The following is a 22,407-nucleotide window of genomic DNA, read 5'->3' on the forward strand; positions in this document are numbered from 1 at the left end:
GCCCCTTCGGGGGCGCCGGTGGAGCGCCCGACCGAGACCTGGCCTGCCGGCTAAGGAGCTACCCGCCCCCGGAACGCCTCCGCGTCCCAGCTCCCGTCCAGCCGCGCCGACAGCCAACTCGGCGCCATCGCACGGAAGTCGCCAGGAGCGAGGGCACCCGCTCCCGCGGGCAACGCACCCAGCAGCGGCGCCCCGGCCACCTCCGGCAGATCGGCGACATTGCAACGCGACGCCAGGTCCGGCACGTCGGGCCAACTGCCGATCACCACGCCCAGCAACTCCAGCTCCCGGACCCGCAGTTCACGCGCCGTCAGCTCGGTGGTGTTCAGCGTGCCGAGCCCCGCCGACGCCACCACCAGCACGGGTGCGTTCAGCAGCCGGGCCGCGTCCGCCAGCGTGCCGCCCGCGGTGTCGAAGCGGACGAGCAGCCCGCCCGCGCCCTCGACCAGCACCAGCTCGTGCTCGGTGGCCAGCTTGGCGGCGGCCTCCGCCACGTCCTGCGGACGTACTGGGGGCATCCCCGCCCTGCGGGCCGCCGTGCCCGGTGCCAACGGCTCGGGGAAACGGGCCACTTCGGACGCCGTCACGGCACCCGCGAGCCGTGCGACCTCGTCGGCGTCCCCGCGCTCGTCCGGCCCTACCCCCGTCTGCGCGGCTTTCAGGACCGCCACGGAGCGGCCCGCCGCCAGCGCGGCGGCGGCGAGCGCGGCCGTGGTGACGGTCTTGCCGACCTCCGTGCCCGTCCCCGTGATCACCAGGATCGGCATGCTCATCCCTCCCGCGCGGCCGCGCACACCGCGCGCGCGATCCGTGCCACGTCCGCGTCACCCGTGACGTACGGCGGCATCGTGTACACCAGGTCGCGGAACGGCCGCAGCCACACGCCCTCGCGGACCGCGGCGGCCGTCGCGGCCTTCATGTCGACCTCGTGGTCGAGCTGGACCACCCCGATGGCGCCGAGGACCCGGACGTCCCGTACGCCGGGGAGCTCCCGGGCGGGCGCCAGGCCCTCCCGCAGCCCCGCCTCGATCCGCTTGACCTCCGCGAGCCAGTCCTGGCCCAGCAGCAGTCCGAGCGAGGCGCAGGCCACCGAGGCCGCGAGCGGGTTGGCCATGAACGTCGGCCCGTGCGCCAGCACCGGCACCTCGCCCCGCGAGATCCCCTCGGCCACCCGGGGCGTGCACAGGGTCGCCGCCATCGTCAGGTAACCGCCGGTCAGTGCCTTGCCCACGCACATCACGTCCGGGGTGACGGCCGCGTGGTCCGCCGCGAACAGCGCGCCGGTACGCCCGAACCCGGTCGCGATCTCGTCGAACACCAGCAGCACGTCGTGCGCGTCGCAGGCCTCGCGCAGCACCCGCAGGTAGGCGGGGGAGTGGAACCGCATCCCGCCGGCGCCCTGCACCACCGGCTCCACGATCACCGCGGCCAGTTCGTGCGCGTGCCGTTCGACCGCCGAGCGCAGGTGCCCGGCGTACGACTCGTCGTACTCCGCCGGCGGGGCGTCCGCGAACACCTGGCGGGGCAGCACCCCGGACCAGAGCTCGTGCATGCCGCCCTCGGGGTCGCAGACGGACATCGGCTGCCAGGTGTCCCCGTGGTAGCCGCCCCGCCAGGTCAGCAGGCGCTGCTTGGCGGGGCGGCCGAGGGAGCGCCAGTACTGCAGGCACATCTTCACCGCGACCTCGACCGACACCGACCCCGAGTCGGCGAGGAAGACATGCTCCAGTCCGGCCGGAGTGATGTCGACCAGGAGCTTCGCCAGGCGGACGGCGGGCTCGTGGGTGAGCCCGCCGAACATCACATGGCTCATCCGGCCGAGCTGGTCGTGCGCGGCCTCGTTGAGCACCGGGTGGTTGTAGCCGTGGATCGCCGACCACCACGACGACATCCCGTCGACCAGTTCGCCCGAGCCGTCCGCCAGCCGCAGCCGGACCCCGCTCGCCGACTCCACGACGAGCGGTTCGGCCCGGCCGGGCATCGGACCGTACGGGTGCCAGACGTGCCGGCGGTCGAGGTCCAGCAGTTCGGGGACGCTCAGGTCAGGCATTGGGCGCGAGATCCGTTCCGGCACCCCGGCGGCGGACGGCGACCAGGTCGGTGCGCGGCTCGTTGGCGGCGACGGTCACAGCCGCGGCCACGTCTTCGTGGGAGCCGCACACCGAACCGCATCCGCCCTCGGCGTGCGAACCGCACCCCGCGCCCTCGGCCGTGTGCGATCCGCAGCCGGCCCCCTCGGCGCCGTGCGACCCGCAGCCCGCGCCCTGGAGCTCGGCCCGGTGCTGCGGCAGTGTCACCTCGTCCGCGCCCTCCACGGTGAACCCGGCGTCCGCGATCATCTCCAGGTCGGCCTGGCCGGCCTGGCCCTCGGTGGTCAGGTAGTCGCCGAGGAAGATCGAGTTGGCCAGGTGCAGCGCGAGCGGCTGCATGGTGCGCAGATGGACCTCGCGGCCGCCCGCGATCCGCACCTCCACGTCCGGGCAGACGAACCGCACCATCGCCAGGATGCGCAGGCAGCGCTGCGGGGTGAGGTTCCACTCCTTGGCCAGCGGGGTGCCCTCGACCGGGATCAGGAAGTTCACCGGAACGGAGTCCGGGTCCAGCTCGCGCAGCGAGAACACCACGTCGACCAGGTCCTCGTCCGACTCACCCATACCGGCGATCAGGCCCGAGCAGGCCGACAGACCCGCCGCGTGCGCCTTGTTGACCGTGTCCACCCGGTCGGCGTACGTGTGCGTGGTCGTGATGTCCCCGTACGTTCCCTCGGACGTGTTGAGGTTGTGGTTGTAGGCGTCCGCGCCCGCCTCGCGCAGCCGCTCCGCCTGGCCGTCGGAGAGCAGCCCGAGGCAGGCGCACACCTCGACGCCCTCGTTCTGTTCCTTGATGGCCTTGATGGTGCCCGCGACCCGGTCCACGTCCCGGTCGGTCGGACCGCGTCCGCTGGCCACCAGGCAGACCCGCTTGGCGCCCCCGGCCAGGCCCGCGGCGGCCGCCCTGGAGGCCTCGTCGGGTTTGAGCCAGCTGTACTTCAGGATCCCGGTCGAGGAGCCGAGGCGCTGCGAGCAGTAGGAGCAGTCCTCGGGACACAGGCCCGACTTGAGGTTGACCAGGTAGTTGAGTTTCACGCGTCGGCCGAACCACTGCCGGCGCACCTTGCCGGCCGCGGCCACCACGTCGAGCACGTCGTCGTCGGAGGTCGCCAGTACGGCGAGCGCTTCCTCGCGGGTCGGCAGCTCGCGCCGAAGCCCCTTGTCCACCAGCGTGTTCAGCAGGTCCATGAGAGCCGATCCTGTACTACGAGGCTGCTCCGGGCCAAGGAGAGTTCGCACAACCCTGCCGGTTCGACGTGTGGGTATTGCCACACAGTGGGGGCCGGATGGTCCCGCTAGGGTCTGTCCACTGCCTACAAAATCACCGGAGGGGTCATGGCGTTCGGCTGGATCGAGGAACAGGCGGAGCAGCGCCGCCGCGCCGGACTGGTACGGACCCTGCGCCCCCGCCCCGCCGACTCGCCGCTGCTGGACCTCGCGAGCAACGACTACCTGGGCCTCGCCCACCATCCGGAGGTCGCCGAGGGCGCGGCCGGGGCGGCCCGGATCTGGGGCGGCGGCTCCACCGGCTCCCGGCTGGTGACCGGCACCACCGAACTCCACACCGAACTGGAGCGGGAGCTGGCCGGATTCTGCGGGTTCGAGGCCGCCCTGGTCTTCTCCTCCGGCTACGCGGCCAACCTCGCCGCCGTCACCGTGCTCGGTCCGCACGGCTCGCTGATCGTCTCCGACGCGCTCAACCACGCCTCCCTGATCGACGGCTGCCGGCTGGCTCGGGGCGCCACCCAGGTCGTCGGGCATGCCGACCCGGACGGCGTACGCAAGGCGCTCGGGACCCACGAGGGGCCCGCGGTGGTCGTCTCCGACACGGTGTTCTCGGTCGACGGCGACGCGGCCCCGCTGGCCGCACTGGCGGAGGCGTGCCGGGAGCGCGGCGCCGGGCTGCTGGTCGACGACGCCCACGGGCTCGGGGTCCTCGGGGACGGCGGGCGGGGCGCGCCGTACGCGGCCGGGCTGGCGGGCGCCGACGACGTGGTGGTCACGGCGACCCTGTCGAAGTCGCTGGGCAGCCAGGGCGGGGTGGTGCTGGGCCCGGCCGGGGTGATCGACCATCTGGTGAACGCGGCCCGGACCTTCATCTTCGACACCGGGCTCGCCCCCGCCGCGGCGGGAGCGGCGCTGGCGGCCCTGCGGCTGCTGCGCCGCGAGCCCGCGCGGGCGGCCCGGGCCCGTGAGGTGGCCGCCGAGCTGCACGCACGGCTGACCGCCGCGGGTCTGGAAGCAGTACGTCCGGACGCCGCGGTGGTCTCCGTGCGGGCCCCGTCCCCGGAGCAGGCCGTGCGGTGGGCGGCCGACTGCCGGACGGCAGGCCTGGCCGTGGGCTGTTTCCGTCCGCCGTCGGTGCCGGACGGCATCTCACGGCTCAGGCTGACCGCCCGTGCGGACCTCTCCGGGGCCGAGATCGAACGCGCTGTACGTGTGATCGGCGAGACACGACCATGAGTCGGCGTGACACGGCCGGGTCCGGCTCGCAGACGGATACGGAGTCGGTGATCGATCAGGTTGGGGTCTGATCAGTTTCGTTCGGATCTGATCAGACTGCTAGGGGCTGATCAGTCGGCAAGTGCGGTCATGAAACCCGCCCAGCTCCCGGGGGAGAAGAGCAGCGCGGGTCCCGCCGGAGCCTTGGAGTCGCGTACGGCGAGCAGTCCGGCCGAGGGGCCGGAGTGCGGCCGTGCCGTCTCCACGCAGTTGTTCGCTCCGGTGCTGTAGCTGCTGCGCAGCCACCGCAGTCCGTGCAGATCAGCACTTGAAGGTACGTTCCGAGGCAGTGCAGTCATGGTGCCTCCTTACGCGCCGTCAGCTATCACGGCGATGTAATCCAACGAGTCCTCGGGCGAAAGGGCGTGGATCCGGAGCGTGTCGAAGGCCTCCGTGTAGGCCTGGAGGTCTTCTTTCCGCTCCAGGTAGAGGCTACTCGTCAACTGGTCGATAACAACCACGTCCAGATCAGAAGTGCTCGGAAATGAGAAGATTACGAAAGGCCCGGTGATGCCGATATGCGCCCCGGCCGCGAACGGCAGTACCTGGAGCCGTACTTGGGGCAACCGGGCCGCCTCCACCAGTCGCGCCAACTGCCGCGCCATCACTCCGGGACCGCCCACCTCCCGGCGCAGCACCGCCTCGTCCAGGACCGCGCTCAGCTTCAGCGGCGGATCGTTGTGCAGCACGTCCTGCCTGGCCAGACGTACCTCCACCAGGGCGTCCAGGGCTTCGTCGGCACGCCCGTCCACGGCCGCCCGGGTCACCGCGCGCGCGTACTCCTGGGTCTGCAGCAGCCCCGGTACGACCGAGGTCTCCAGCGTGCGCATCGCGCTGGCCTGCGACTCCAGGCTGATGAAATCCCGGTAGGCGGGCGGCAGTACCCCACGGTAGGCGTGCCACCAGTGGTGCCGTCCCGCGGTGTCCTCCGACCCCGCCAACACCATGAGCAACTCGCGCAGTTGTCCCTCGACCACGCCGTAGGCGTCCAGGAGTAACCGCACATCGGCCGGTTTCACACCGCTGGCGCCGGTCTCGATCCGGCTGACTTTCGACTGGTGCCAGCCCACCAGACGGGCGGCCTCACCGCTCGTGAGGCCGGCACCGGTGCGCAGTGTGCGCAGTTCGGCGCCCAGTTTCCGGCGGCGCACCGCGGGACCGTTCTGCATGGGCTACTCCTTACTCCTTCCGAGCCGCCCAAATACGGTCTGAGGTAGCAGAGTTCACCGCTTCGAGCGACAGATATATGCATATCTTGGTGGATCGCTCCCCGTGACCGGCCCGGTAATGGCAGTCTGGCGAAGAAGCACCAGTCCGGGACCGTACTCGAACCATCCGCACCGTGCCGGACTCCGGTCCCGAGGAAAGGGACGACGACGCCATGGCAGACCACCTGGAAGCATCCGTCACTCTGCCGAGCGATCCCGCCTCGGTCTGCACCGCCCGGTCCTATGTGCTGGACACCCTCGCGGAATGGGGACTGCCCTCGGGGACGGAGACCGCGGACACCATCCGCCTCATCGTCTCCGAACTCGCCACCAACGCCGTGCAGCACACCTTCGGGCAGTCACCCACCTTCACGGTGGACCTCGTGCTCGACCGTGACGAACAACTGCGCATCGGCGTCACGGACAGTCATCCGCGCTTCCCCAAGAGACTTCCCGCCGCGGTCCAGCAGGACAACGGGCGCGGCATGGTCATCATCCGCTGGCTGACCGCCGAGTGCGGCGGCAAGCTACGGGTGCGCCCCACCCGGGAGGGCGGCAAGACCGTCTCCATCGAACTCCCCTGGACGGTCCCGGCCGGCACCGTCACCGCGGCCGGCCAGCAGGAGCCGTAGCCCCGAGCCCCTGCCGGCCGGCCGCTGGAGCGGGTCAGCTGACCCGGCCGTACCAGACGCTGCGCGTCCAGATCTTCTGGAGCTTCACCACGTCCCCGGTCTTCGGGGCGTGCCAGATCTTTCCCTTCCCGGCGTAGATGCCGACGTGGTACACGCTGGAACCCGAGTGGAAGAAGACCAGGTCCCCGGCCCTGCGGTTGCCGGCCGAGATGTGACGGGTCTTGTTGTACTGCTGGGCCGCCGTACGAGGCAGCTTCTTGCCCGCCTTCTTGAACGAGTACAGCGTCAGCCCGGAGCAGTCGAACCGGTTCGGTCCGGTGGCGCCCCACCTGTAGGGCGAGCCCTTCTTCGAGGCAGCGACCTGAAGTGCCTTCGTCCCCATCGTGGCGGCCGAGGCGTCGGAGGCGACACCCGGGATCACGATGGAGCCGCCCACGGCGGCGATGGTGAGCGCCGAGGCCGTGCCGGCCCGGGCCATGAGCGACGGGACACGATTGAGCGCAGTCATGCGCAACCCTTCGTCAGCCGCCTGTGAAGGATGACCTGTCGGATTCGGGCTGGCGAAGTTGCCCGGCCGTGTTGCCACGGCTTCACCCCAAGGGCTGCTCGGTCCGGTCGTGGTGACCGTTCCGGCGACCCGTCGTGCCTGGGTCCTCCACTCCTGCCGATGCACTTCTGTCGACGGGTCAATCCGGGCGGCGGCAGGACTCGGCGTCCGCCCGGACCGCCCCGCCGCTGTGGCGGGGGCTTGTCGTCAGACAGGGATCTTCACGCACTCGTGTCCGAAAAACCCAATGGAATCGGGGATTTGTGGGGTTACTCACCACCCACCCGTTCGGGTGGACAGTGCTGTGTTCGATTCTTCGTCAACTGTGCTGCGTAGCCCCGGACCTGCGACGAAGCCGCTCGCGGGCACCCCCGCGCAGGCGATCCGAGCGGTCCCCGCGGGCAGGTAAAACCACGCCACGCTCCGCCGAACGGCGGTAACCCCTTTGGATCGTTTCGACTCCGGCCCGGTCGCGCCGTCGACGCATCGGACCGGAGTCCGGCGGGTGTCAGCGTACGCAGTCGGGCGGGAGTGCGACGCGAGCGGTCCGGCGCTCACCGTCGAGCACCCGCAACGCCCGTGCCAGCGTGTCCCCGTGAAGCTCCGTCTCGCCCCGCAGGTGCATCAGGGCGAGCGCGTCACGCAGCTCGGACGCGGCGCGCACCAGCGCCTGCGCGGCGCGCAGCCCGCGGTAGGTGTCCTCGTTCTGCGCCGGATTGATCCGGCCCAGCAGATCCACCACGTCCAGGTAACGGTCGATCAGCTCGCCCTCGGCGCGGGTCAGCGCGGGCAGCGGCGGCAGTTCCGGCGGCAGCATCGGCGGTTCACCCCGCGTCCGGCAGGCCGAGGGTGGCCCGGCGGCTGGGCACGACCCGGTCCACCAGCCCGTAGGCCAGTGCTTCCTGCGCGTCCAGGACCAGATCCCGCTCCAGGTCCCGGTGCACCTGTTGCGCCGTGCGCCGGGTGTGCCGGACGAGCATCCCTTCGAGCAGCGCCCGGACCCGGTCCAACTCCGCCGCCTGGATCATCAGATCACTCGGCTGGCCCTGCACCGGTTCCGGCAGCGAAGGCTGCTGGAGCACGATGCGGGCGCCCGGCAGCACGGACCGCTTGCCGGGTGTGCCGGCCGCGAGCAGGAGCGCCGCCGACGCCCCGGCCTGCCCGAGGCAGACCGTCTCCACGTCGCAGCTCACATAGCGGACCGTGTCGTAGATCGCGGTCATCGCGTTGAACGACCCGCCCGGGGAGTTGATGTACAGGGAGATGTCCCGCTCCGGAGCCGCGTACTCCAGGTACATCAGCTGGGCCATCACGTCGTTGGCCGAGGTCTCGTCGACGGGCGCGCCGAGAAAGACGATCCGCTCCTCCAGCAGTTTCGAGTACGGGTCCAGGGTGCGCTGTCCGGTGGCGGTGCGTTCCGTGAACTCGGGCAGGACGTAGCGGGCGGACGGTCGGGTCATGGCGTACCCCTCCTTGTGGCTGGGCGTCTCGATGGCCGAGCTCTCTGTAAAAAATGTACAGGACGTACATAGCCCGGAGCGGGGATTCCGCTGTCGTCGAACACAGGGCGTTGTCCGGAGTGCCCCGTAAGCTGGGTTCATGGCCTACGAGATTCCGGTGACCCAAGCCAGGGCTGAGCTCGCCGAACTGATCAACCGGGTGGTGTACGGCGGCGAGCGCGTCGTCGTGACACGCCACGGCAAGCCGCTGGTCGCCCTTGTCTCCGCCGCCGACCTCGAACGCCTCGAAGAGCTCGCGGGCCCCGCCGAGGAGCATGTGGACCACGTGGTCAGCTCGGTCTCCACGGTCCGCGAGACCGCGGCCGTACGACCGGAGCGCGGCCGCTTCGGCATCGCCGCGGAGCATCGGGGGGCCGCGGGCTCGTAGGGGACCGCCCGGCGGATCCGGTCGCGGACGCGAGGCACGGCACACCCTCCTCGGGTTCCGGGCCGGGGCGCTCCCACCGGTCCGCCCGCCGCGGCAGCGGCTGATCGACTCGGCCTTCTCCGCCTTGTTGCCCCGCCGGTCGGCGCCGAGGACCACTGCCACAGGCCCCGGCGGCGTTCGGTCACGGGCCCCCGGCGTGACCGTCGGTCCTCCCGTGGGCGTTCGGGTGAGGGCTGTTCGGGTGTTGTGGAGCGGCCGGGGCAAGGGTGGGCGCGTGGATCGCGTCGTGGAGCGGGGGTGCGCTTCCGTGCGCCGGTCGGGAGGCTCGTGTGCCGGTCAGGCGGTGATCAAGGTCCGGTTAACGTCGTCGAAACTCCGGCGAACTAGCCTGCCGATCCACGCCACCTGGGGTTTTCCTGGCCCGGTCGGGTGGCTGCGGCAACCGGACCCCGCACGGTCCGGAGCGAGGACTGTGAGGTGGGACGTGCAACTGACCCCGCACGAGCAAGAGAGGCTGCTGATCCATGTGGCGGCCGACGTCGCCGAGAGGCGCCGGGCCCGCGGCCTCCGGCTGAACCACCCCGAGGCGGTCGCCCTCATCACGTCGCACATCCTTGAGGGCGCGCGTGACGGTCGTACCGTCGCCGAACTCATGGCCTCCGGGCGCAAGCTCCTCACCAGGGACGACGTCATGGAGGGCATCCCCGAGATGATCCACGACGTCCAGGTCGAGGCGACCTTCCCGGACGGCACCAAGCTCGTCACCGTCCACGACCCGATCGTCTGAGGAGGCCGTCGATGATTCCCGGAGAGATTCTCTTCGCCGACGGGCCCGTCGTATTCAATGCGGGCCGTGAGGTCACCCGGCTGACCGTCCTCAACGCCGCCGACCGGCCCGTCCAGGTCGGCTCGCACTACCACTTCGCCGAGGCCAATCCCGGACTGGAGTTCGACCGGGGCGCGGCGCGCGGCAAGCGGCTGAACGTCGCCGCCGGCACCGCCGTCCGCTTCGAGCCCGGCATCCCCGTCGACGTCGAACTCGTCCCGCTGACCGGCGCCCGGGTGGTCCCCGGGCTGCGCGGCGAGACCGGAGGTGCCCTCGATGCCTGAGATCTCCCGTGCCGCCTACGCCGACCTGTTCGGGCCGACCACCGGCGACCGGATCCGGCTCGCCGACACCGACCTGATCGTCGAGATCGAGGAGGACCGCTCCGGCGGGCCCGGACTCGCCGGGGACGAGGCCGTGTTCGGCGGCGGCAAGGTCATCCGGGAGTCCATGGGCCAGTCGCGCGCTACGCGCGCAGACGGCACCCCCGACACGATCATCACGGGTGCCGTGATCATCGACCACTGGGGCATCGTCAAGGCCGACATCGGCATCCGGGACGGCCGGATCACCGGCATCGGCAAGGCCGGCAACCCCGACACCATGGACGGCGTGCACCCCGACCTGGTGATCGGCCCCGAGACCGAGGTCATCGCCGGCAACGGGCGCATCCTCACCGCGGGCGGGGTCGACGCGCACGTCCACTTCATCTGCCCGCAGATCGCCGACGAGGCGCTGTCGGCGGGCGTCACCACGCTGATCGGCGGTGGCACCGGCCCCGCCGAGGGATCCAAGGCGACCACCGTCACCCCCGGCCCGTGGCACCTGGCCCGGATGCTGGAGGCGATGGAGCAGTACCCGCTCAACATCGGCTTCCTCGGCAAGGGCAACACCGTCTCGCACGAGGCGATGGTCTCGCAGATCAGGGGCGGGGCACTGGGGCTGAAGCTGCACGAGGACTGGGGGTCGACCCCGGCCGTCATCGACGCGGCCCTGACCGTCGCCGACCGGACGGGCATCCAGGTGGCCATCCACACGGACACCCTGAACGAGGCGGGCTTCGTGGCGGACACCCTCGCCGCGATCGGCGGGCGGGGGATCCACGCGTACCACACCGAGGGCGCGGGCGGCGGGCACGCCCCGGACATCATGACCGTCGTCTCCGAGCCGCACGTGCTGCCGAGTTCGACGAACCCGACCCGGCCGTACACGGTGAACACCGCCGAGGAACACCTCGACATGCTGATGGTGTGCCACCACCTCAACCCGGCGGTGCCGGAGGACCTGGCCTTCGCCGAGTCGCGGATCCGGCCGTCGACCATCGGCGCGGAGGACATACTCCACGACCTCGGCGCCATCTCCATCATCTCCTCCGACGCGCAGGCCATGGGGCGGGTGGGCGAGGTGATCCTGCGGACCTGGCAGACCGCGCACGTCATGAAGCGACGGCGGGGCGCACTGCCCGGCGACGGGCGGGCCGACAACCACCGGGTACGGCGGTACGTCGCCAAGTACACGATCAACCCGGCCCTCGCGCAGGGACTGGCCCGCGAGGTCGGCTCCGTGGAGTCCGGGAAGCTCGCCGACCTGGTGCTCTGGGAGCCCGCGTTCTTCGGGGTCAAGCCGCACCTCGTGCTCAAGGGCGGGCAGATCGCCTACGCGCAGATGGGTGACGCCAACGCGTCGATCCCGACGCCCCAGCCGATCCTGCCGCGCCCGATGTACGGGGCGATCGGACGCGCGCCGGCCGCCAACTCCTTCAATTTCGTCGCCCCGTTGGCGATCGAGGACGGGTTGCCGGAACGGCTCCAGCTCGGGAAGCGGTTCGTCGCCATCGAGTCGACCCGGGGGGTGACCAAGGCGGACATGCGGGAGAACGACGCGCGTCCCGGTGTCCGGGTCGATCCCGACAGCTTCGCCGTGTACATCGACGGGGAACTGGTCGAGGCGACACCGGCCGCGGAACTGCCCATGGCCCAGCGCTACTTCCTGTTCTGAGAGCCGAGGTCTGTGATGTCCCGGGCAGCGTTGTTGGTACTGGCCGACGGCCGCTTCCCCGCCGGGGGACATGCGCACTCCGGCGGGGCGGAGGCGGCCGTGAAGGCCGGCCGGATCACCGGGGCCGCCGACTTGGAGGAGTACTGCCGGGGTCGGCTGCACACGGCCGGGCTGGTGGCGGGCGCGTTCGCGGCGGCCGCGGTACTCGGTGCGGATGTACGGGAGTTGGACGCGGCGGCCGATGCGCGGACGCCGTCGGCCGCGCTCCGGGGTGCGGCGCGCAGGCTCGGGCGGCAGCTGCTGCGAGCCGCGCGGGCGGCCTGGCCGAGTGCCGAACTCGACGCCCTGGCACGGGAGTTCCCCAAGGGGGCGCATCAGCCGGTGGTGTTGGGGGTGGTGGCCCGGGCGGCGGGGCTCTCCGCGGTGGACGCGGCCTACTGCGCGGCGTACGAGTCGGTGAGCGGGCCGGCCACGGCGGTGGTGCGGTTGCTGAGTCTGGACCCGTTCGAGGCGACCGGGGTGCTGGCGCGGTTGGCGGCCGAGGTGGACCTGGTGGTCGACCGGGCGGTGGAGGCGGCGCGGGAGGCGGTCGAGGAGGCGGGGGTCGACGCACTGCCCGCGGCTTCGGCGCCGTTGTCGGAGATCGGGGCGGAGTGGCATGCGGGGTGGGCGGTGCGGTTGTTCGCGTCGTAGGGGGGTGCGGACCGGTCCTCGTCCTTGAGCGCCGGACGGTCCAGGAGTTGCAGAACAGGCCTGTGAGAGGGCCAGGTAATACTAAGGAGCCGCACATGCATCTCGATCACGATCACCACCACGGTCCCGTCGCCCTCAGCGCCGACGCGCACCGGCCCGACGGGTCCCGGCGCGCTCTCCGGATAGGGCTCGGCGGTCCTGTGGGGTCCGGGAAGACCGCTACCGTCGCCGCCCTGTGCCGGGCCCTGCGCACGGAGCTGTCCCTGGCCGTCGTCACGAACGACATCTACACCCGCGAGGACGCCGAGTTCCTGCTCCGGGAGGCCGTGCTGCCGCCGGAGCGGATCACCGCCGTGGAGACGGGGGCCTGTCCGCACACCGCGATCAGGGACGACATCTCGGCCAATCTCGAAGCGGTGGAGGACCTGGAGGACGAGGCCGGGCCGCTGGACCTCATCCTCGTCGAGTCCGGTGGGGACAACCTCACCGCCACCTTCTCCAAGGGGCTGGTGGACGCACAGATCTTCGTGATCGACGTGGCGGGCGGCGACGACATCCCGCGCAAGGGCGGTCCGGGGGTCACCACGGCCGACCTGCTCGTCGTCAACAAGACGGACCTCGCTCCGTACGTCGGCTCGGACCTGGCGCGGATGGCCGCCGACGCCAAGGCGCAGCGTGCCGAACTGCCCGTCGTCTTCCAGTCGTTGCGCAGTGGGACCGGTGTCGCGGACGTGGCCGCATGGGTGCGGGAGCGGCTCGCCGCGTGGACCGCATGACAGTCACCGGGGTGCGTGCGACCGCTCGGATCGTGGCCCGGGACGACGGCCGGGGCGGTACCTCGCTTCCCGTGCTGGAGGGCGCCGGACCGCTGGCGCTGCGGCGCACCCGGGGGAGCGGGGCCGAGGCCCGGGTGATGGTGGTCGGGGCGATGAGCGGGCCGCTCGGCGGGGACCGGTTCGGGATCGAGGCCCGGGTCGAGGAGGGGGCCCGGCTGTGGGTCGGGTCGGCCGCCGCGACCATCGCGCTGCCCGGGCAGGGGAAGGAAGAGGCCCGCTACGACGTCCGGCTCGATGTCGCCGACGGCGGCGAACTGCACTGGCTGCCCGAGCAGTTGATCTCGGCCGGCGGGAGTGATCTGCGGGTCCGCACGCGGGTCGACGTCGGGGCCCGGGGGCGGCTCGTGCTGCGGGAGGAGCAGGTGCTCGGGCGGGTCGGGGAGGAGCCCGGGCGGCTCGGCAGCCGGCTCACCGTGCGGGTGGCCGGAAGAGCCGTACTGGATCAGGAGCTGGCCTGCGGGCCCGGTGCGCTCGGCGGCTGGGACGGGCCCGCAGTACTGGCGGGGCATCGCGCGGTGGGGCAACTCGTGCTTGTACGGCCGGAGTTCGCGGCGGAGCCGTTGACGGCACGGATGCTGGGGGAGTGCGCCGCGCTCACTCCGCTCGCCGGGCCCGCGGTGCTGGTGAGCGCGGTGGCGGGCGATGCGCTGCGGCTGCGCCGGGTTCTGGACGAGGCGCTGGGCCAGTTGGGCGGGTGATCCGCTCAGCGGGGCGAGTGCGATGTGATCGTCCGGTTATCGGATTGGTAAAGACGGCTGCCCAGCCCTGTTCCCAGGAGGCTCACAGCCGCAAGGATCTCCCCTGACCATTCGTCATCATGCAGGGGGAGGGGCCCACTTGAGGGACAACTTCAGATCGAGGAGCCGGGTGCTCGCGCTCGGTTCGGCCGGCGCGCTCGTCACGGCCAGCCTGATCACCGGTGCGCTCGCGGTACCCGCTGCCGGAGCCGAGGCCCGGCACGGCGGCCAGGACCGGGCCCAGCAGGGCGCGGCGATCGCGGCGGCGCGGGCCGCCAAGGCCGGCATCGACTGGGCCGACTGCCCCGCCGACTGGGCTCTGACCAAGCCCGTCCAGTGCGGTTGGGTCAGCGTGCCGCTCGACTACACGAAGCCCGACGGCAAGCAGATAAAGCTCGCCGTCGACCGAATAGGCAGCACGGGGACGCCGGCCGAGCGCCAGGGCGCGCTCGTCTACAACCCCGGCGGCCCCGGCGGCTCGGGGATGCGCTTCCCGCTCCGGGTCACCAACAAGAACCCGCTGTGGGTCAACGCCTCGAAGGCGTACGACTTCGTGGGCTTCGATCCGCGCGGTGTCGGCCACTCGGCGCCCATCTCCTGCGAGGACCCGCAGGAGTTCGTGAAGGCCCCCAAGGCCGACCCGGTGCCGGACAGCGAGGCCGACAAGACCGCGCAGCGCAAGCTCGCCAAGCAGTACGCGGACGGCTGCGCCGAGCGCACCGGCCGCGCGATGCTCCAGCAGATGACCACCGCGAACACCGCCCGCGACCTGGACGTCATCCGGGCCGCGCTGGGCGAGAAGAAGCTCAACTACCTCGGTGTCTCCTACGGCACCTACCTCGGCGCGGTGTACGGGACGCTGTTCCCGGGACACGTGCGCCGGATGATCGTCGACAGCGTCGTCAACCCGTCGCGGGAGAACATCTGGTACCAGGCCAACCTGGGCCAGGACGTCGCCTTCGAGGGCCGCTGGAAGGACTGGGAGGACTGGGTCGCCGCGCACGACTCCGCCTTCCACCTGGGGACCACCCGGGACGCCGTCCAGGCCAAGTGGCTCCAGCTGCGCGCCACCGCCAAGGCGAACCCGATCGGCGGGGTCGTCGGACCGGCCGAACTGATCGGCTTCTTCCAGAGCGCCCCGTACTACGACTCCTCGTGGGTCCCGGTCGCCACGGTGTTCAGCGAGTACTTCGCCGGTGACACCCAGGCACTGGTCGACGCGGCCGCCCCGGACCTCAGCGACACCGCGGGCAACATCACGTCGGAGAACGGCAACGCCGTCTACACCGCCGTCGAGTGCACCGACGCCAAGTGGCCCACCAGCTGGAGGAAGTGGGACCGCGACAACACCGAGCTCAACCAGCAGTACCCCTTCATGACCTGGGCCAACGCATGGATGAACCTGCCCTGCGCCACCTGGCCGGTCAAGCAGCAGACCCCGGTGAACGTCAAGACCCACAAGGGCCTGCCGCCGGTGCTGATCGTGCAGTCCACGCGTGACGCCGCCACCCCGTACGAGGGTGCCGTCGTACTGCACCAGCGCTTCAAGGGCTCGCGCCTCATCACCGAGCAGGGCGCCGGCTCGCACGGCGTGACCGGCCTGGTCAACCCGTGCATCAACAGCCGCGTCGACACCTACCTGCTCACCGGCCGGCTGGACAGCGCGGACGTCACCTGCGGCCCGCACGCCACCCCGCAGCCGTAACCGCTCCGGTACGACGCGCACGACACGTACGACGCGCACGACGACGAGGGGCGGCCGGAACACTCCGGCCGCCCCTCGCCCCACGTGTGACCTCAACTGAGCGGTGCCCGGGGGAACCTGCGTCCCTTCTCGCCCTTCGCCGCCGCCTGCTCGGCCTTGACGACGGCCGCGTACTGGTCGACGTACTCCTGCTCGGACAGGGTCAGGATGGCGTACATGATCTCGTCGGTGATGGCGCGCAGGACGGCCTTCTCGTTCTCCATCCCCGCATAGCGCGAGAACTCCAGAGGCTTGCCGAAGCGGATCACCACGGGGTGGACGTTCGGGATGACCTTGCCGGGCGGCTGCGCCTCGAAGGTGCCGATCATCGCGCACGGGATCACCGGGACACCGGCCCGCAGCGCCATCACGGCGACCCCGACCTTGCCCTTGTACAGGCGGCCGTCGTGCGAGCGCGTGCCCTCCGGATAGACCCCGAGCAGCTCGCCCTTGGCCAGCACCCCGAGCCCCTCCCGGATCGCGGCCTGGCCCGCCTCCTTGCCGGAGCGGTCCACCGGGATCTGCCCGGCGCTGCGGAAGAAGAAGGCGGTCAGCCGGCCCCGCACCCCCGGACCCGTGAAGTACTCGGCCTTGGCGAGGAAGGTGATGCGCCGTTTGAGGACGGCCGGCATCAGGAAGTGGTCGGAGAAGGAGAGATGGTTGCCGGCGACGATGGCCGGTCCCGACGCCGGAACATGTTCCAGGCCCTCGATCCGCGGCCGGAACACCACTCTCAGCAGCGGCCCCAGCAGTACGTACTTGAGCAGGTAGTAGAACACGGCTCGCCCCTCACTTTACCAGCTCCCCTGTGAGCTGGCACTTTCCCAGGTCATTAGTACTTGCCCAGCGTTTGACTCATGTGCGCCTACGGTCGTCCGTCGTCGCGTTCAGCCGTCCTCGTGCTGACCCTCTGCCGTCCTGCTCGACGAGTGGTCGGGTGCTCTGTCGGTGTGGCCGGGGCCGACAGGTTGCCGCTTGGTGGACTTCGATGCCCGTGGGGGAGCGCCGAGGACGAGCCATGGTTCGGGGCGTCTGGTATGCCCGGCGATGTCACCTCGATGAGGTAGGTGTAGGTGTCGGCAATCCTGCCGTGCTCAAGCGCCAGTCTGCGACCCGCCTCAGTGCCTACGAGCGCTGCACATCAACGGCAGCGATTCCCTTCTTGTCATACACGGGACTCTCGCATCCTTACATCATTGGCTGGGTCCTGGCTCGGACTTCGGCGGCTGTCGTCGCCCGTCCCGGCCATGGGGTGCGGGCCTGCTCGGGGGCTTCAATGTACCTGGGGCAGGTGCTGTCGAGATTTCTTGGATCTTCGGTGCGCTCGCCACGGTTCCGTCGCCCAGACCATGGTGCAGTGAGAACGCGGGTCCGGAGGAGCTCGACCGAGGTTCGGTCGTACAAGTCTCAGGCCTTACCCGCCGTGCGGCCGCCCAGCGCACGCATCGTGGAGCCGGCGTTCGAGACCTTTACGTGCACACGTGCCGGTAGGGAAGGTCCTGGATGTAGAGAGCCCATTCGGTGCGTGTCAGATCACGTCCCACGCGTTTGCAGAGGGCGGTGGCGAGCACGTCCGGAGCGAGTGCCGTCTGGACGAGGAAGATTCCTTGCCGGTTTGCCGACTGGTCCCAGGAGGTACGGGCATCAGCCCCTACGACTCGCAGGTGTCGTCTGCTGGTGTCGAAGGCGAGCCCGTGGACGTTCAGTTGCGGGTACAGGGGGAGCGGAGCGCCGAGGGCTCGGAATGTGTGGGTGTCCCAGAGCGTCACTCTGGGGGCCAGAGGCTGCTGGGCGGCCAGCTGGCGCCCGTCGGCGGAGAAGGCCAGCAGGCCGCCGGGCGCGAGCATGCCGTTGCCGTAAGAGTAGGCGTTCCCGCCGTCGAGGTAAGTCAGCCGCTTGGTGGCCGTGCTGTTCCACAGGGCCAGACCTCCGGCATGGTCCGTCGCGGCGAGCAGCGAGCCGTCGGGGCTGAACGCTGCCTGTGTGGCCGTGCCGTAGCGTGCGAGGACAACCCTGCGTGTCCGCCCTGACGTCACATCTATGACCTCACCCGCGTTGGTGACCAGGAGGCGGCCATCGGCACTGATGGCCAGCAGCCTGCCCGTGACGTTCCGGACGGTGCGGATCGCCGTCCCGGTGTTCACCCGCAGCGCCTGCACTGTAGTACCGTCGCCGAGCGCTGCGACGGCTACCGTGCCGTCGGCGCTCAGCAGGAGGTTTGTGCCTCCGAACGGGGACGACTTCGTTGATAGCGGTGCCGAGAAGGCCAGTCGGCGTTCTCGGCGGCGGTGCTGTGTGTTCCACACGGCAATGGTGGACGCGGTGGGGTCAGCGACCAGCAACAGCCGTCCGTCTGCGCTCAGTGCCATCGGTGTGGGGCCGGGATTTCCCGGGACGGCCGCGGGGGCGGGATGGGTGGCAAGGGCCTGTCCGGTTGCCCTGCCCGTGGCGGGGTCGATGATCCGGACCTTGTTGCGCCTGCCGTCGGGGCTCTGTACGGCTACGACTCGTCCGTCCGCGCTGATCGCGCTCGCCCCGGCCGCGGTGGAGAAGGCGCGGCCGGCCCCGGTGTCCATGTTGATGGACCTGACGGCCAATCCGGCATTGATACCGCGCAGAAACCGCAGCGTATGGCTGTCCGGGGCGAACGCCATGAACTCCGCGTCCTCGTTGTTCAGCACATAGTTCTGGTCGGTGCTCTCGCCGCTCAGTGACGTCAGTTGGATCGCCTGATCGTCGGACAGCGCGAGCCGAGTACCGTCCGGGGAGAACGCAAGAGAGACGGAGAAGGGAAAACCTGGGCCCAGGACGTGGAATGCCGAGAAGAGTCCCCCCGTATGTCCCGTGCCGGTGTCCCAGAGCGTGAACTGGCCTGCCGATGTCCCTGAGGTGAAAACGGCGGCAGCCAGCAGCTTTCCGTCGGGGCTGAAGTGCAGGGATCTCGCGTCGCATACGACGGAAGAGGTCAGGTTCCGTGAAATACTCCGATGTGTGCGCACATCCCACAGTTCCAGTACTGCGGACTGACCGCCTTTGTGCTGGGACGGGCCGCAGAAGGCCAGATGGCCGTCTCGTGACAGCTCTGCCGTGGCCGCCGGGCCCGGTGCTCGCAACAGTCGCCGGTGCTCGACCGTGTCCCAGACTTCCACATGGTTGCCGGAGTCCAGGGCCAGGAGCCGTCCGGAAGCATCCAGTGACAGTGGTGTGCTGTCCGGGGCGCCCACCGTCCGGCGGTGCATCTGCCGACCGAGTTCGACGTCCCACAAACGCACGCCCTCGCCCGATTGCACCGCCGCCACCCGACCGTTGAAGCTGATGGCGGCCGCACCGCCGTCAGGATGTGCTGCCGCGTCGAACACATCGAACCCATGGGTGAGCTTCTTGGCCGCGATATCCCATACGTAGGCCGTGCCGTCTCCGTTGACGGCCATCACCACCTGCCCGTCTCCGGACAGCACAACCTGGGGATTGGACAGATCCGGCAGAGACAGGGCGTCCTGGTCCTGCTGCACGGAGGCGGTCAGCAGACCGGACCGCGCCTCGGGTACCTGCGCGGTCTTCCATGCGGCGATGTTCAGCAGTATCGCGGTCTGCGGGTCGAACTGCCGCAGAGTGTCGGCCCGGGCGGCGATGTTGCGAGCGGCTGCCTGCCGCCGGCTCGCAGACAGGGCCTGTGAGCGCTGCAAGGCCAGCAGTCCGGCCACGAGAGCCAGGACCAGCAGCAGACTGCCGCCCACAGCCCAGGCCCGTCGAGTGCGGGTGCGGCGCTGGTCCAGGGCCACTGAAGCGTTGAGGAAGTCCCGCTCGACGGCGGTCGGTCGCAGGTGAGCGGGGGAATGCGCCGCCCAGGCGACTTCCTCGCGCAGCAAGACCGTCTGCTGGCGCAGTTCACTTTCCTTGCGTCCGGCGTCCTGCCACAACCGGGCGGCGGCTGCCAGACGCTGGCGGATCAGGAGACCGGCCCGGTCGTCCTCCACCCAGGTGCGCAGTCGTGGCCAGGCTCGGATGAGGATCTCGTGCGCGATCTCGACCGCGTCGGTGTCCCGGGTGACCAGCCGTGCTTCGGTCAGGGCGTCCAGTACGGCTGTGGCATCCGGCCGCGGCAGATCCACGAGCAGTTCGGTGGGGCCCATGCGACGCCGAGTCTCGGTCTTGTCGGTGACCTGGATCAGCCGCAGCAGCATGGTCTTTGCCAGCTCCTTGAGAGTTTCCGACTCCAGGGCGGCATAACAGGTGTCGGCTGTGGCGGCGATCGCGCCGTGGATTCCTCCGGCTGCACGGTAGCCCGCGAGCGTCAGCGTCCTTCCCTCGCGTAGGTCCCACACTGCCTGTAGCGCATGAGCCAGCAGGGGAAGCACTCCTGCGTCCGCGGCCTCACAGTCGGCACCCCTTTCCTCACCCAGGCCGTCCTCGGCCTTCAGTCCCAGATCACGCAGCATGATCTCGACCAGTCCGGACTGAAGTCTCAGGCCGCACATCTCCGCCGGCTTGGTGATGGCCTCGGCCAGGCCTGCCTGCGTCATGGGGCCGACCACCACGGCCTGACCCAGTGCGTGTTCGAGTTCCGGCCGGGCCAGGCACTCGCTGTAGAAGTCGGCCCGCAGTCCGAGGACCACCAGTGCACCGCCCGCCGCGTCCGCCCCCTTCGCGGCTGCGCTCAGAGCCCCGATGAACGCCTGCCGCTGTGTGCGGTCCTCGCACAGTGTGAAGACCTCCTCGAACTGGTCGACAATCAGCACCAGGCGAGTGCGCCCGGTGCCCTGCCCGCCGGCCCTGGCCTCGAGGATCCTCCCGACGAACTCGCTCATGGCCCCCGGCTGTGCCGACAGAGTGGCCGTGATGTCCTCGACGTTCCCGCCGCCACCCAGGCGGGTCAGTGCCGCCGCCAGAGCTTCCACCGGTCGGCCGGTGGGAGAGAACCGGGCATGAGGCCACGTGGCGGAGCCGGGCAGACCCGCGTCACCCCGGCCGAGCGCCGGTATCAGCCCTGCCCCCAGCAGCGACGACTTCCCCGCCCCCGACGGCCCGACGACCACCAGCAACTCCGGCGTGTCCATGCGCTGCGCCAGCTGCGAGGCCAGCCGGTCGAGCAACTTCCCCCTCCCGAAGAACCACGCCGCCTGCTCGGGGCTGAACGCCACCAGCCCCGGGTAGGGACACACGATGTCGGCGCCTGAGTCCGCGGGGGTCTGCGTCTCGTCGGCATCACCGCTGTCAGCCGGTGGCCGGTAGGCGGGATTGGCACACAGCACCATGTCGCCCGCTCGTCCGCTCGTCCGCTGGCGAGGAACGGGAAACCCCTGTTCGCCCAGGGACCGCTGCAAAGAGCGCGCCGCTCCCAGCAGCGTCAGCTGAGGTCCGGCCTGTGGATCGCCCTGCCACAGCAGCTTGATCAGCTCCCCGGTGAACGCCGTGTGCACCGAGTTCTTCGGCGCCAGCGCCAGTTCCTCCCTGGCCGCGGCAGCCAGTACGAACCCGCCGTCGATCTGCGCCAGGTCCGCCTCCAGCCCTTCCGGGCTCGGCCCGAGGAACCCAACGGCACGCCCGGAGAAGCAACAGTCCAGAGTCACCACCACCGCACCCGCGGAACTCAGCAGCAGCGAGTCACGCACCGACGCATACGGCAGCGCCGTATGCGCAAGCCACCCCGGCTCCGTACGGGTCCCACCCGTCGCCAGATGCAGCTGACCGCTCGGACTGACCAGCCCATGCCCCACGTAGTGGAACCAGAGCACCCCGGCATGCTGCCCGATCTCCTCCGCGACCGCCCGCCCCAACTCGCCGGGCTCCTGCGGGTCCAGCACCATCCGCAGATCCGCCTCGTCGAGCCCGCACCGCTCCACCAGCGCCTGCCCCAGGTCACGGACACTGGCCGCCACCGCGGTCACGTCCTCCAGCCCCGACTCCGCCCTGTAGGCGCCGCATCCGGCCAGAAGAACCCGCGCACCGGACGCAGCGAAAGTCCCCACTGCCGTCACTCCCCGTCCGGAGCGCCCGCGCCGTGCTCCAGGCGGCGCACAACGTCCGCCACCAGAGCACTCAACTCATCCGCCCCTCGCAGGCTGCGCGCGATCGGAGCCGACACTTCGACCGAGGTTCCGTCCGGACGGCTCAGCTTGCACACGACGTCCCCCACCGCCTGCCTCCGGGCCCAGGCCACCACTGCCCCGACCAGGATCGAGACCGCTCCCCCCGGCACCAGGGCGATGACGAGCGCTTCGGGCAGGCTGCTGCTCAGCGTCTCCGGTGGGTGCGGTGCCTTGATGACGTCGACGCGTCCGCGCCAGGCGGGCTCCTGCGCCAGTGAGGAGTACAGCGATCGCAGGGACGTGCTCGAAGTCTCTCCATGGATTTCCACCCGCACTGACTTGCCCACGGCAATCCCCCCGATTCCGTCGTTCCTCGTGTACGACGGAGATACTGCACTCACTTAACCGGGCGCAATAGTCAAGCAGGCGCATATGATGACTAGTTAACTCTTTTGTTCATGTGTGGATATTTAGAGTGAGTAATATGCACAAGAGAGCGACCTGGTGTGTCACGCCCTGTCCAAGAGAGGCCTCGCACGGCCGTGTCGATCGCGCTGCCACGTCGAGCACATCTTGCGGGCACGGTGGCCGAATTCACGGACGGCCGGTGTGCGCCGCCGGCGTGACAGGCCGGTGGGGTCGACGAGTGCCGTCGTCCGAGCCGTCGGTCAAGCCCCG

General features: G+C 70.5%; 21 protein-coding genes and 1 riboswitch. Of the genes, 10 read left to right on the forward strand and 11 right to left on the reverse strand.

What is annotated here, in order from left to right; translation table 11 throughout:
- Nucleotides 1-50: 50 nt before the first annotated feature.
- From bioD to bioB, 3 genes are read right to left on the reverse strand one after another with little or no spacing between them, the layout of a single operon-like run.
- A complete protein-coding gene (bioD, locus tag IEZ11_RS34285) occupies nt 51-767 on the reverse strand; it encodes a dethiobiotin synthase (RefSeq protein ID WP_229713529.1) in 717 nt (238 codons plus the stop codon).
- A gap of 2 nt (nt 768-769) precedes the next feature.
- Nucleotides 770-2,050, reverse strand: coding sequence for an adenosylmethionine--8-amino-7-oxononanoate transaminase (locus IEZ11_RS34290; protein ID WP_189266852.1), 1,281 nt, complete (start codon nt 2,048-2,050; stop codon nt 770-772).
- Nucleotides 2,043-3,278: a biotin synthase BioB gene (bioB, locus tag IEZ11_RS34295; protein WP_189266853.1), complete on the reverse strand. Its 1,236-nt coding sequence runs from the start codon at nt 3,276-3,278 to the stop codon at nt 2,043-2,045. The genes IEZ11_RS34290 and bioB overlap by 8 nt, the downstream gene beginning before the upstream one ends.
- A gap of 147 nt (nt 3,279-3,425) precedes the next feature.
- Between bioB and IEZ11_RS34300 the strand changes: the two genes are divergently transcribed.
- Nucleotides 3,426-4,553 carry an 8-amino-7-oxononanoate synthase gene (locus IEZ11_RS34300; RefSeq protein ID WP_189266854.1) on the forward strand — a complete coding sequence of 376 codons (1,128 nt, stop codon included), beginning with the start codon at nt 3,426-3,428 and terminating at the stop codon, nt 4,551-4,553.
- A 110-nt stretch (nt 4,554-4,663) separates the two neighbouring features.
- Here the strand turns inward: IEZ11_RS34300 and IEZ11_RS34305 are convergent, their stop codons facing one another.
- Nucleotides 4,664-4,891 carry a DUF397 domain-containing protein gene (locus IEZ11_RS34305; protein ID WP_189266855.1) on the reverse strand — a complete coding sequence of 76 codons (228 nt, stop codon included), beginning with the start codon at nt 4,889-4,891 and terminating at the stop codon, nt 4,664-4,666.
- 9 nt (nt 4,892-4,900) lie between these two features.
- Complete coding sequence (locus tag IEZ11_RS34310; protein ID WP_189266856.1) at nt 4,901-5,761, reverse strand: helix-turn-helix domain-containing protein; 861 nt, start codon at nt 5,759-5,761, stop codon at nt 4,901-4,903.
- Nucleotides 5,762-5,973: 212 nt separating this feature from the next.
- Here IEZ11_RS34310 and IEZ11_RS34315 point away from each other — a divergent pair, with 212 nt between their 5' ends.
- The gene (locus tag IEZ11_RS34315; protein ID WP_189266887.1) at nt 5,974-6,432 is read left to right on the forward strand and encodes an ATP-binding protein; all 459 of its coding nucleotides are present in this window, start codon (nt 5,974-5,976) and stop codon (nt 6,430-6,432) included.
- 34 nt (nt 6,433-6,466) lie between these two features.
- Here the strand turns inward: IEZ11_RS34315 and IEZ11_RS34320 are convergent, their stop codons facing one another.
- The 3 genes from IEZ11_RS34320 to IEZ11_RS34330 form a co-directional block, all read right to left on the reverse strand.
- A complete protein-coding gene (locus tag IEZ11_RS34320) occupies nt 6,467-6,940 on the reverse strand; it encodes a C40 family peptidase (RefSeq protein ID WP_189266857.1) in 474 nt (157 codons plus the stop codon).
- Nucleotides 6,941-6,943: 3 nt separating this feature from the next.
- Nucleotides 6,944-7,123: riboswitch (cyclic di-AMP (ydaO/yuaA leader) on the reverse strand.
- Between the two features lie 364 nt (nt 7,124-7,487).
- A complete protein-coding gene (locus IEZ11_RS34325) occupies nt 7,488-7,796 on the reverse strand; it encodes a hypothetical protein (RefSeq protein WP_189266858.1) in 309 nt (102 codons plus the stop codon).
- A 7-nt stretch (nt 7,797-7,803) separates the two neighbouring features.
- Nucleotides 7,804-8,439 (reverse strand): ATP-dependent Clp protease proteolytic subunit, encoded by a 636-nt coding sequence (locus tag IEZ11_RS34330; RefSeq protein ID WP_189266859.1) that lies wholly within the window; start codon nt 8,437-8,439, stop codon nt 7,804-7,806.
- A 139-nt stretch (nt 8,440-8,578) separates the two neighbouring features.
- On the opposite strand from IEZ11_RS34330, the gene IEZ11_RS34335 reads away from it, so the two are divergent.
- From IEZ11_RS34335 to IEZ11_RS34370, 8 genes are all read left to right on the forward strand, one after another.
- Nucleotides 8,579-8,866 carry a type II toxin-antitoxin system Phd/YefM family antitoxin gene (locus tag IEZ11_RS34335; RefSeq protein WP_189266860.1) on the forward strand — a complete coding sequence of 96 codons (288 nt, stop codon included), beginning with the start codon at nt 8,579-8,581 and terminating at the stop codon, nt 8,864-8,866.
- Between the two features lie 484 nt (nt 8,867-9,350).
- Nucleotides 9,351-9,653 (forward strand): urease subunit gamma, encoded by a 303-nt coding sequence (locus tag IEZ11_RS34340; protein ID WP_046730081.1) that lies wholly within the window; start codon nt 9,351-9,353, stop codon nt 9,651-9,653.
- 11 nt (nt 9,654-9,664) lie between these two features.
- A complete protein-coding gene (locus IEZ11_RS34345) occupies nt 9,665-9,976 on the forward strand; it encodes an urease subunit beta (RefSeq protein ID WP_189266861.1) in 312 nt (103 codons plus the stop codon).
- Nucleotides 9,969-11,690: an urease subunit alpha gene (locus tag IEZ11_RS34350; RefSeq protein ID WP_189266862.1), complete on the forward strand. Its 1,722-nt coding sequence runs from the start codon at nt 9,969-9,971 to the stop codon at nt 11,688-11,690. Before IEZ11_RS34345 ends, IEZ11_RS34350 begins: the two co-directional genes overlap by 8 nt.
- 15 nt (nt 11,691-11,705) lie before the next feature.
- The gene (locus IEZ11_RS34355; RefSeq protein WP_189266863.1) at nt 11,706-12,383 is read left to right on the forward strand and encodes an urease accessory protein UreF; all 678 of its coding nucleotides are present in this window, start codon (nt 11,706-11,708) and stop codon (nt 12,381-12,383) included.
- Between the two features lie 95 nt (nt 12,384-12,478).
- Complete coding sequence (gene ureG / locus IEZ11_RS34360; RefSeq protein WP_189266864.1) at nt 12,479-13,159, forward strand: urease accessory protein UreG; 681 nt, start codon at nt 12,479-12,481, stop codon at nt 13,157-13,159.
- Nucleotides 13,156-13,917 carry an urease accessory protein UreD gene (locus IEZ11_RS34365; protein ID WP_189266888.1) on the forward strand — a complete coding sequence of 254 codons (762 nt, stop codon included), beginning with the start codon at nt 13,156-13,158 and terminating at the stop codon, nt 13,915-13,917. The genes ureG and IEZ11_RS34365 overlap by 4 nt, the downstream gene beginning before the upstream one ends.
- Nucleotides 13,918-14,056: 139 nt before the next feature.
- A complete protein-coding gene (locus IEZ11_RS34370) occupies nt 14,057-15,661 on the forward strand; it encodes an alpha/beta hydrolase (protein WP_189266865.1) in 1,605 nt (534 codons plus the stop codon).
- Between the two features lie 92 nt (nt 15,662-15,753).
- On the opposite strand, the gene IEZ11_RS34375 is transcribed toward IEZ11_RS34370, so the two are convergent.
- The 3 genes from IEZ11_RS34375 to IEZ11_RS34385 form a co-directional block, all read right to left on the reverse strand.
- Nucleotides 15,754-16,479, reverse strand: a complete 726-nt coding sequence (locus IEZ11_RS34375; protein WP_189266866.1) for a lysophospholipid acyltransferase family protein — start codon at nt 16,477-16,479, stop codon at nt 15,754-15,756.
- 690 nt (nt 16,480-17,169) lie between these two features.
- Entirely contained in the window at nt 17,170-21,678 is a 4,509-nt protein-coding gene (locus IEZ11_RS34380; RefSeq protein ID WP_444544942.1) for an NACHT and WD repeat domain-containing protein, read from the reverse strand.
- Nucleotides 21,675-22,076: an effector-associated constant component EACC1 gene (locus IEZ11_RS34385; protein ID WP_189266868.1), complete on the reverse strand. Its 402-nt coding sequence runs from the start codon at nt 22,074-22,076 to the stop codon at nt 21,675-21,677. The genes IEZ11_RS34380 and IEZ11_RS34385 overlap by 4 nt, the downstream gene beginning before the upstream one ends.
- Between the last annotated feature and the right edge of the window lie 331 nt (nt 22,077-22,407).

The sequence above is a fragment of the Streptomyces fuscichromogenes genome (assembly GCF_014645815.1).
GTDB classification, from domain to species: domain Bacteria; phylum Actinomycetota; class Actinomycetes; order Streptomycetales; family Streptomycetaceae; genus Streptomyces; species Streptomyces fuscichromogenes.

Excerpts from the sequence above, each read along its gene's own strand:
- ureG (WP_189266864.1), top strand. The coding sequence starts at position 12,479 with ATGCATCTCGATCACGATCACCACCACGGTCCCGTCGCCCTCAGCGCC.
- IEZ11_RS34310 (WP_189266856.1), bottom strand. The coding sequence starts at position 5,761 with ATGCAGAACGGTCCCGCGGTGCGCCGCCGGAAACTGGGCGCCGAACTG.
- IEZ11_RS34315 (WP_189266887.1), top strand. The coding sequence starts at position 5,974 with ATGGCAGACCACCTGGAAGCATCCGTCACTCTGCCGAGCGATCCCGCC.
- IEZ11_RS34365 (WP_189266888.1), top strand. The coding sequence starts at position 13,156 with ATGACAGTCACCGGGGTGCGTGCGACCGCTCGGATCGTGGCCCGGGAC.
- bioD (WP_229713529.1), bottom strand. The coding sequence starts at position 767 with ATGCCGATCCTGGTGATCACGGGGACGGGCACGGAGGTCGGCAAGACC.
- IEZ11_RS34325 (WP_189266858.1), bottom strand. The coding sequence starts at position 7,796 with ATGCTGCCGCCGGAACTGCCGCCGCTGCCCGCGCTGACCCGCGCCGAG.
- IEZ11_RS34330 (WP_189266859.1), bottom strand. The coding sequence starts at position 8,439 with ATGACCCGACCGTCCGCCCGCTACGTCCTGCCCGAGTTCACGGAACGC.
- IEZ11_RS34320 (WP_189266857.1), bottom strand. The coding sequence starts at position 6,940 with ATGACTGCGCTCAATCGTGTCCCGTCGCTCATGGCCCGGGCCGGCACG.
- bioB (WP_189266853.1), bottom strand. The coding sequence starts at position 3,278 with ATGGACCTGCTGAACACGCTGGTGGACAAGGGGCTTCGGCGCGAGCTG.
- IEZ11_RS34290 (WP_189266852.1), bottom strand. The coding sequence starts at position 2,050 with ATGCCTGACCTGAGCGTCCCCGAACTGCTGGACCTCGACCGCCGGCAC.
- IEZ11_RS34350 (WP_189266862.1), top strand. The coding sequence starts at position 9,969 with ATGCCTGAGATCTCCCGTGCCGCCTACGCCGACCTGTTCGGGCCGACC.
- IEZ11_RS34335 (WP_189266860.1), top strand. The coding sequence starts at position 8,579 with ATGGCCTACGAGATTCCGGTGACCCAAGCCAGGGCTGAGCTCGCCGAA.
- IEZ11_RS34345 (WP_189266861.1), top strand. The coding sequence starts at position 9,665 with ATGATTCCCGGAGAGATTCTCTTCGCCGACGGGCCCGTCGTATTCAAT.
- IEZ11_RS34355 (WP_189266863.1), top strand. The coding sequence starts at position 11,706 with ATGTCCCGGGCAGCGTTGTTGGTACTGGCCGACGGCCGCTTCCCCGCC.
- IEZ11_RS34305 (WP_189266855.1), bottom strand. The coding sequence starts at position 4,891 with ATGACTGCACTGCCTCGGAACGTACCTTCAAGTGCTGATCTGCACGGA.
- IEZ11_RS34300 (WP_189266854.1), top strand. The coding sequence starts at position 3,426 with ATGGCGTTCGGCTGGATCGAGGAACAGGCGGAGCAGCGCCGCCGCGCC.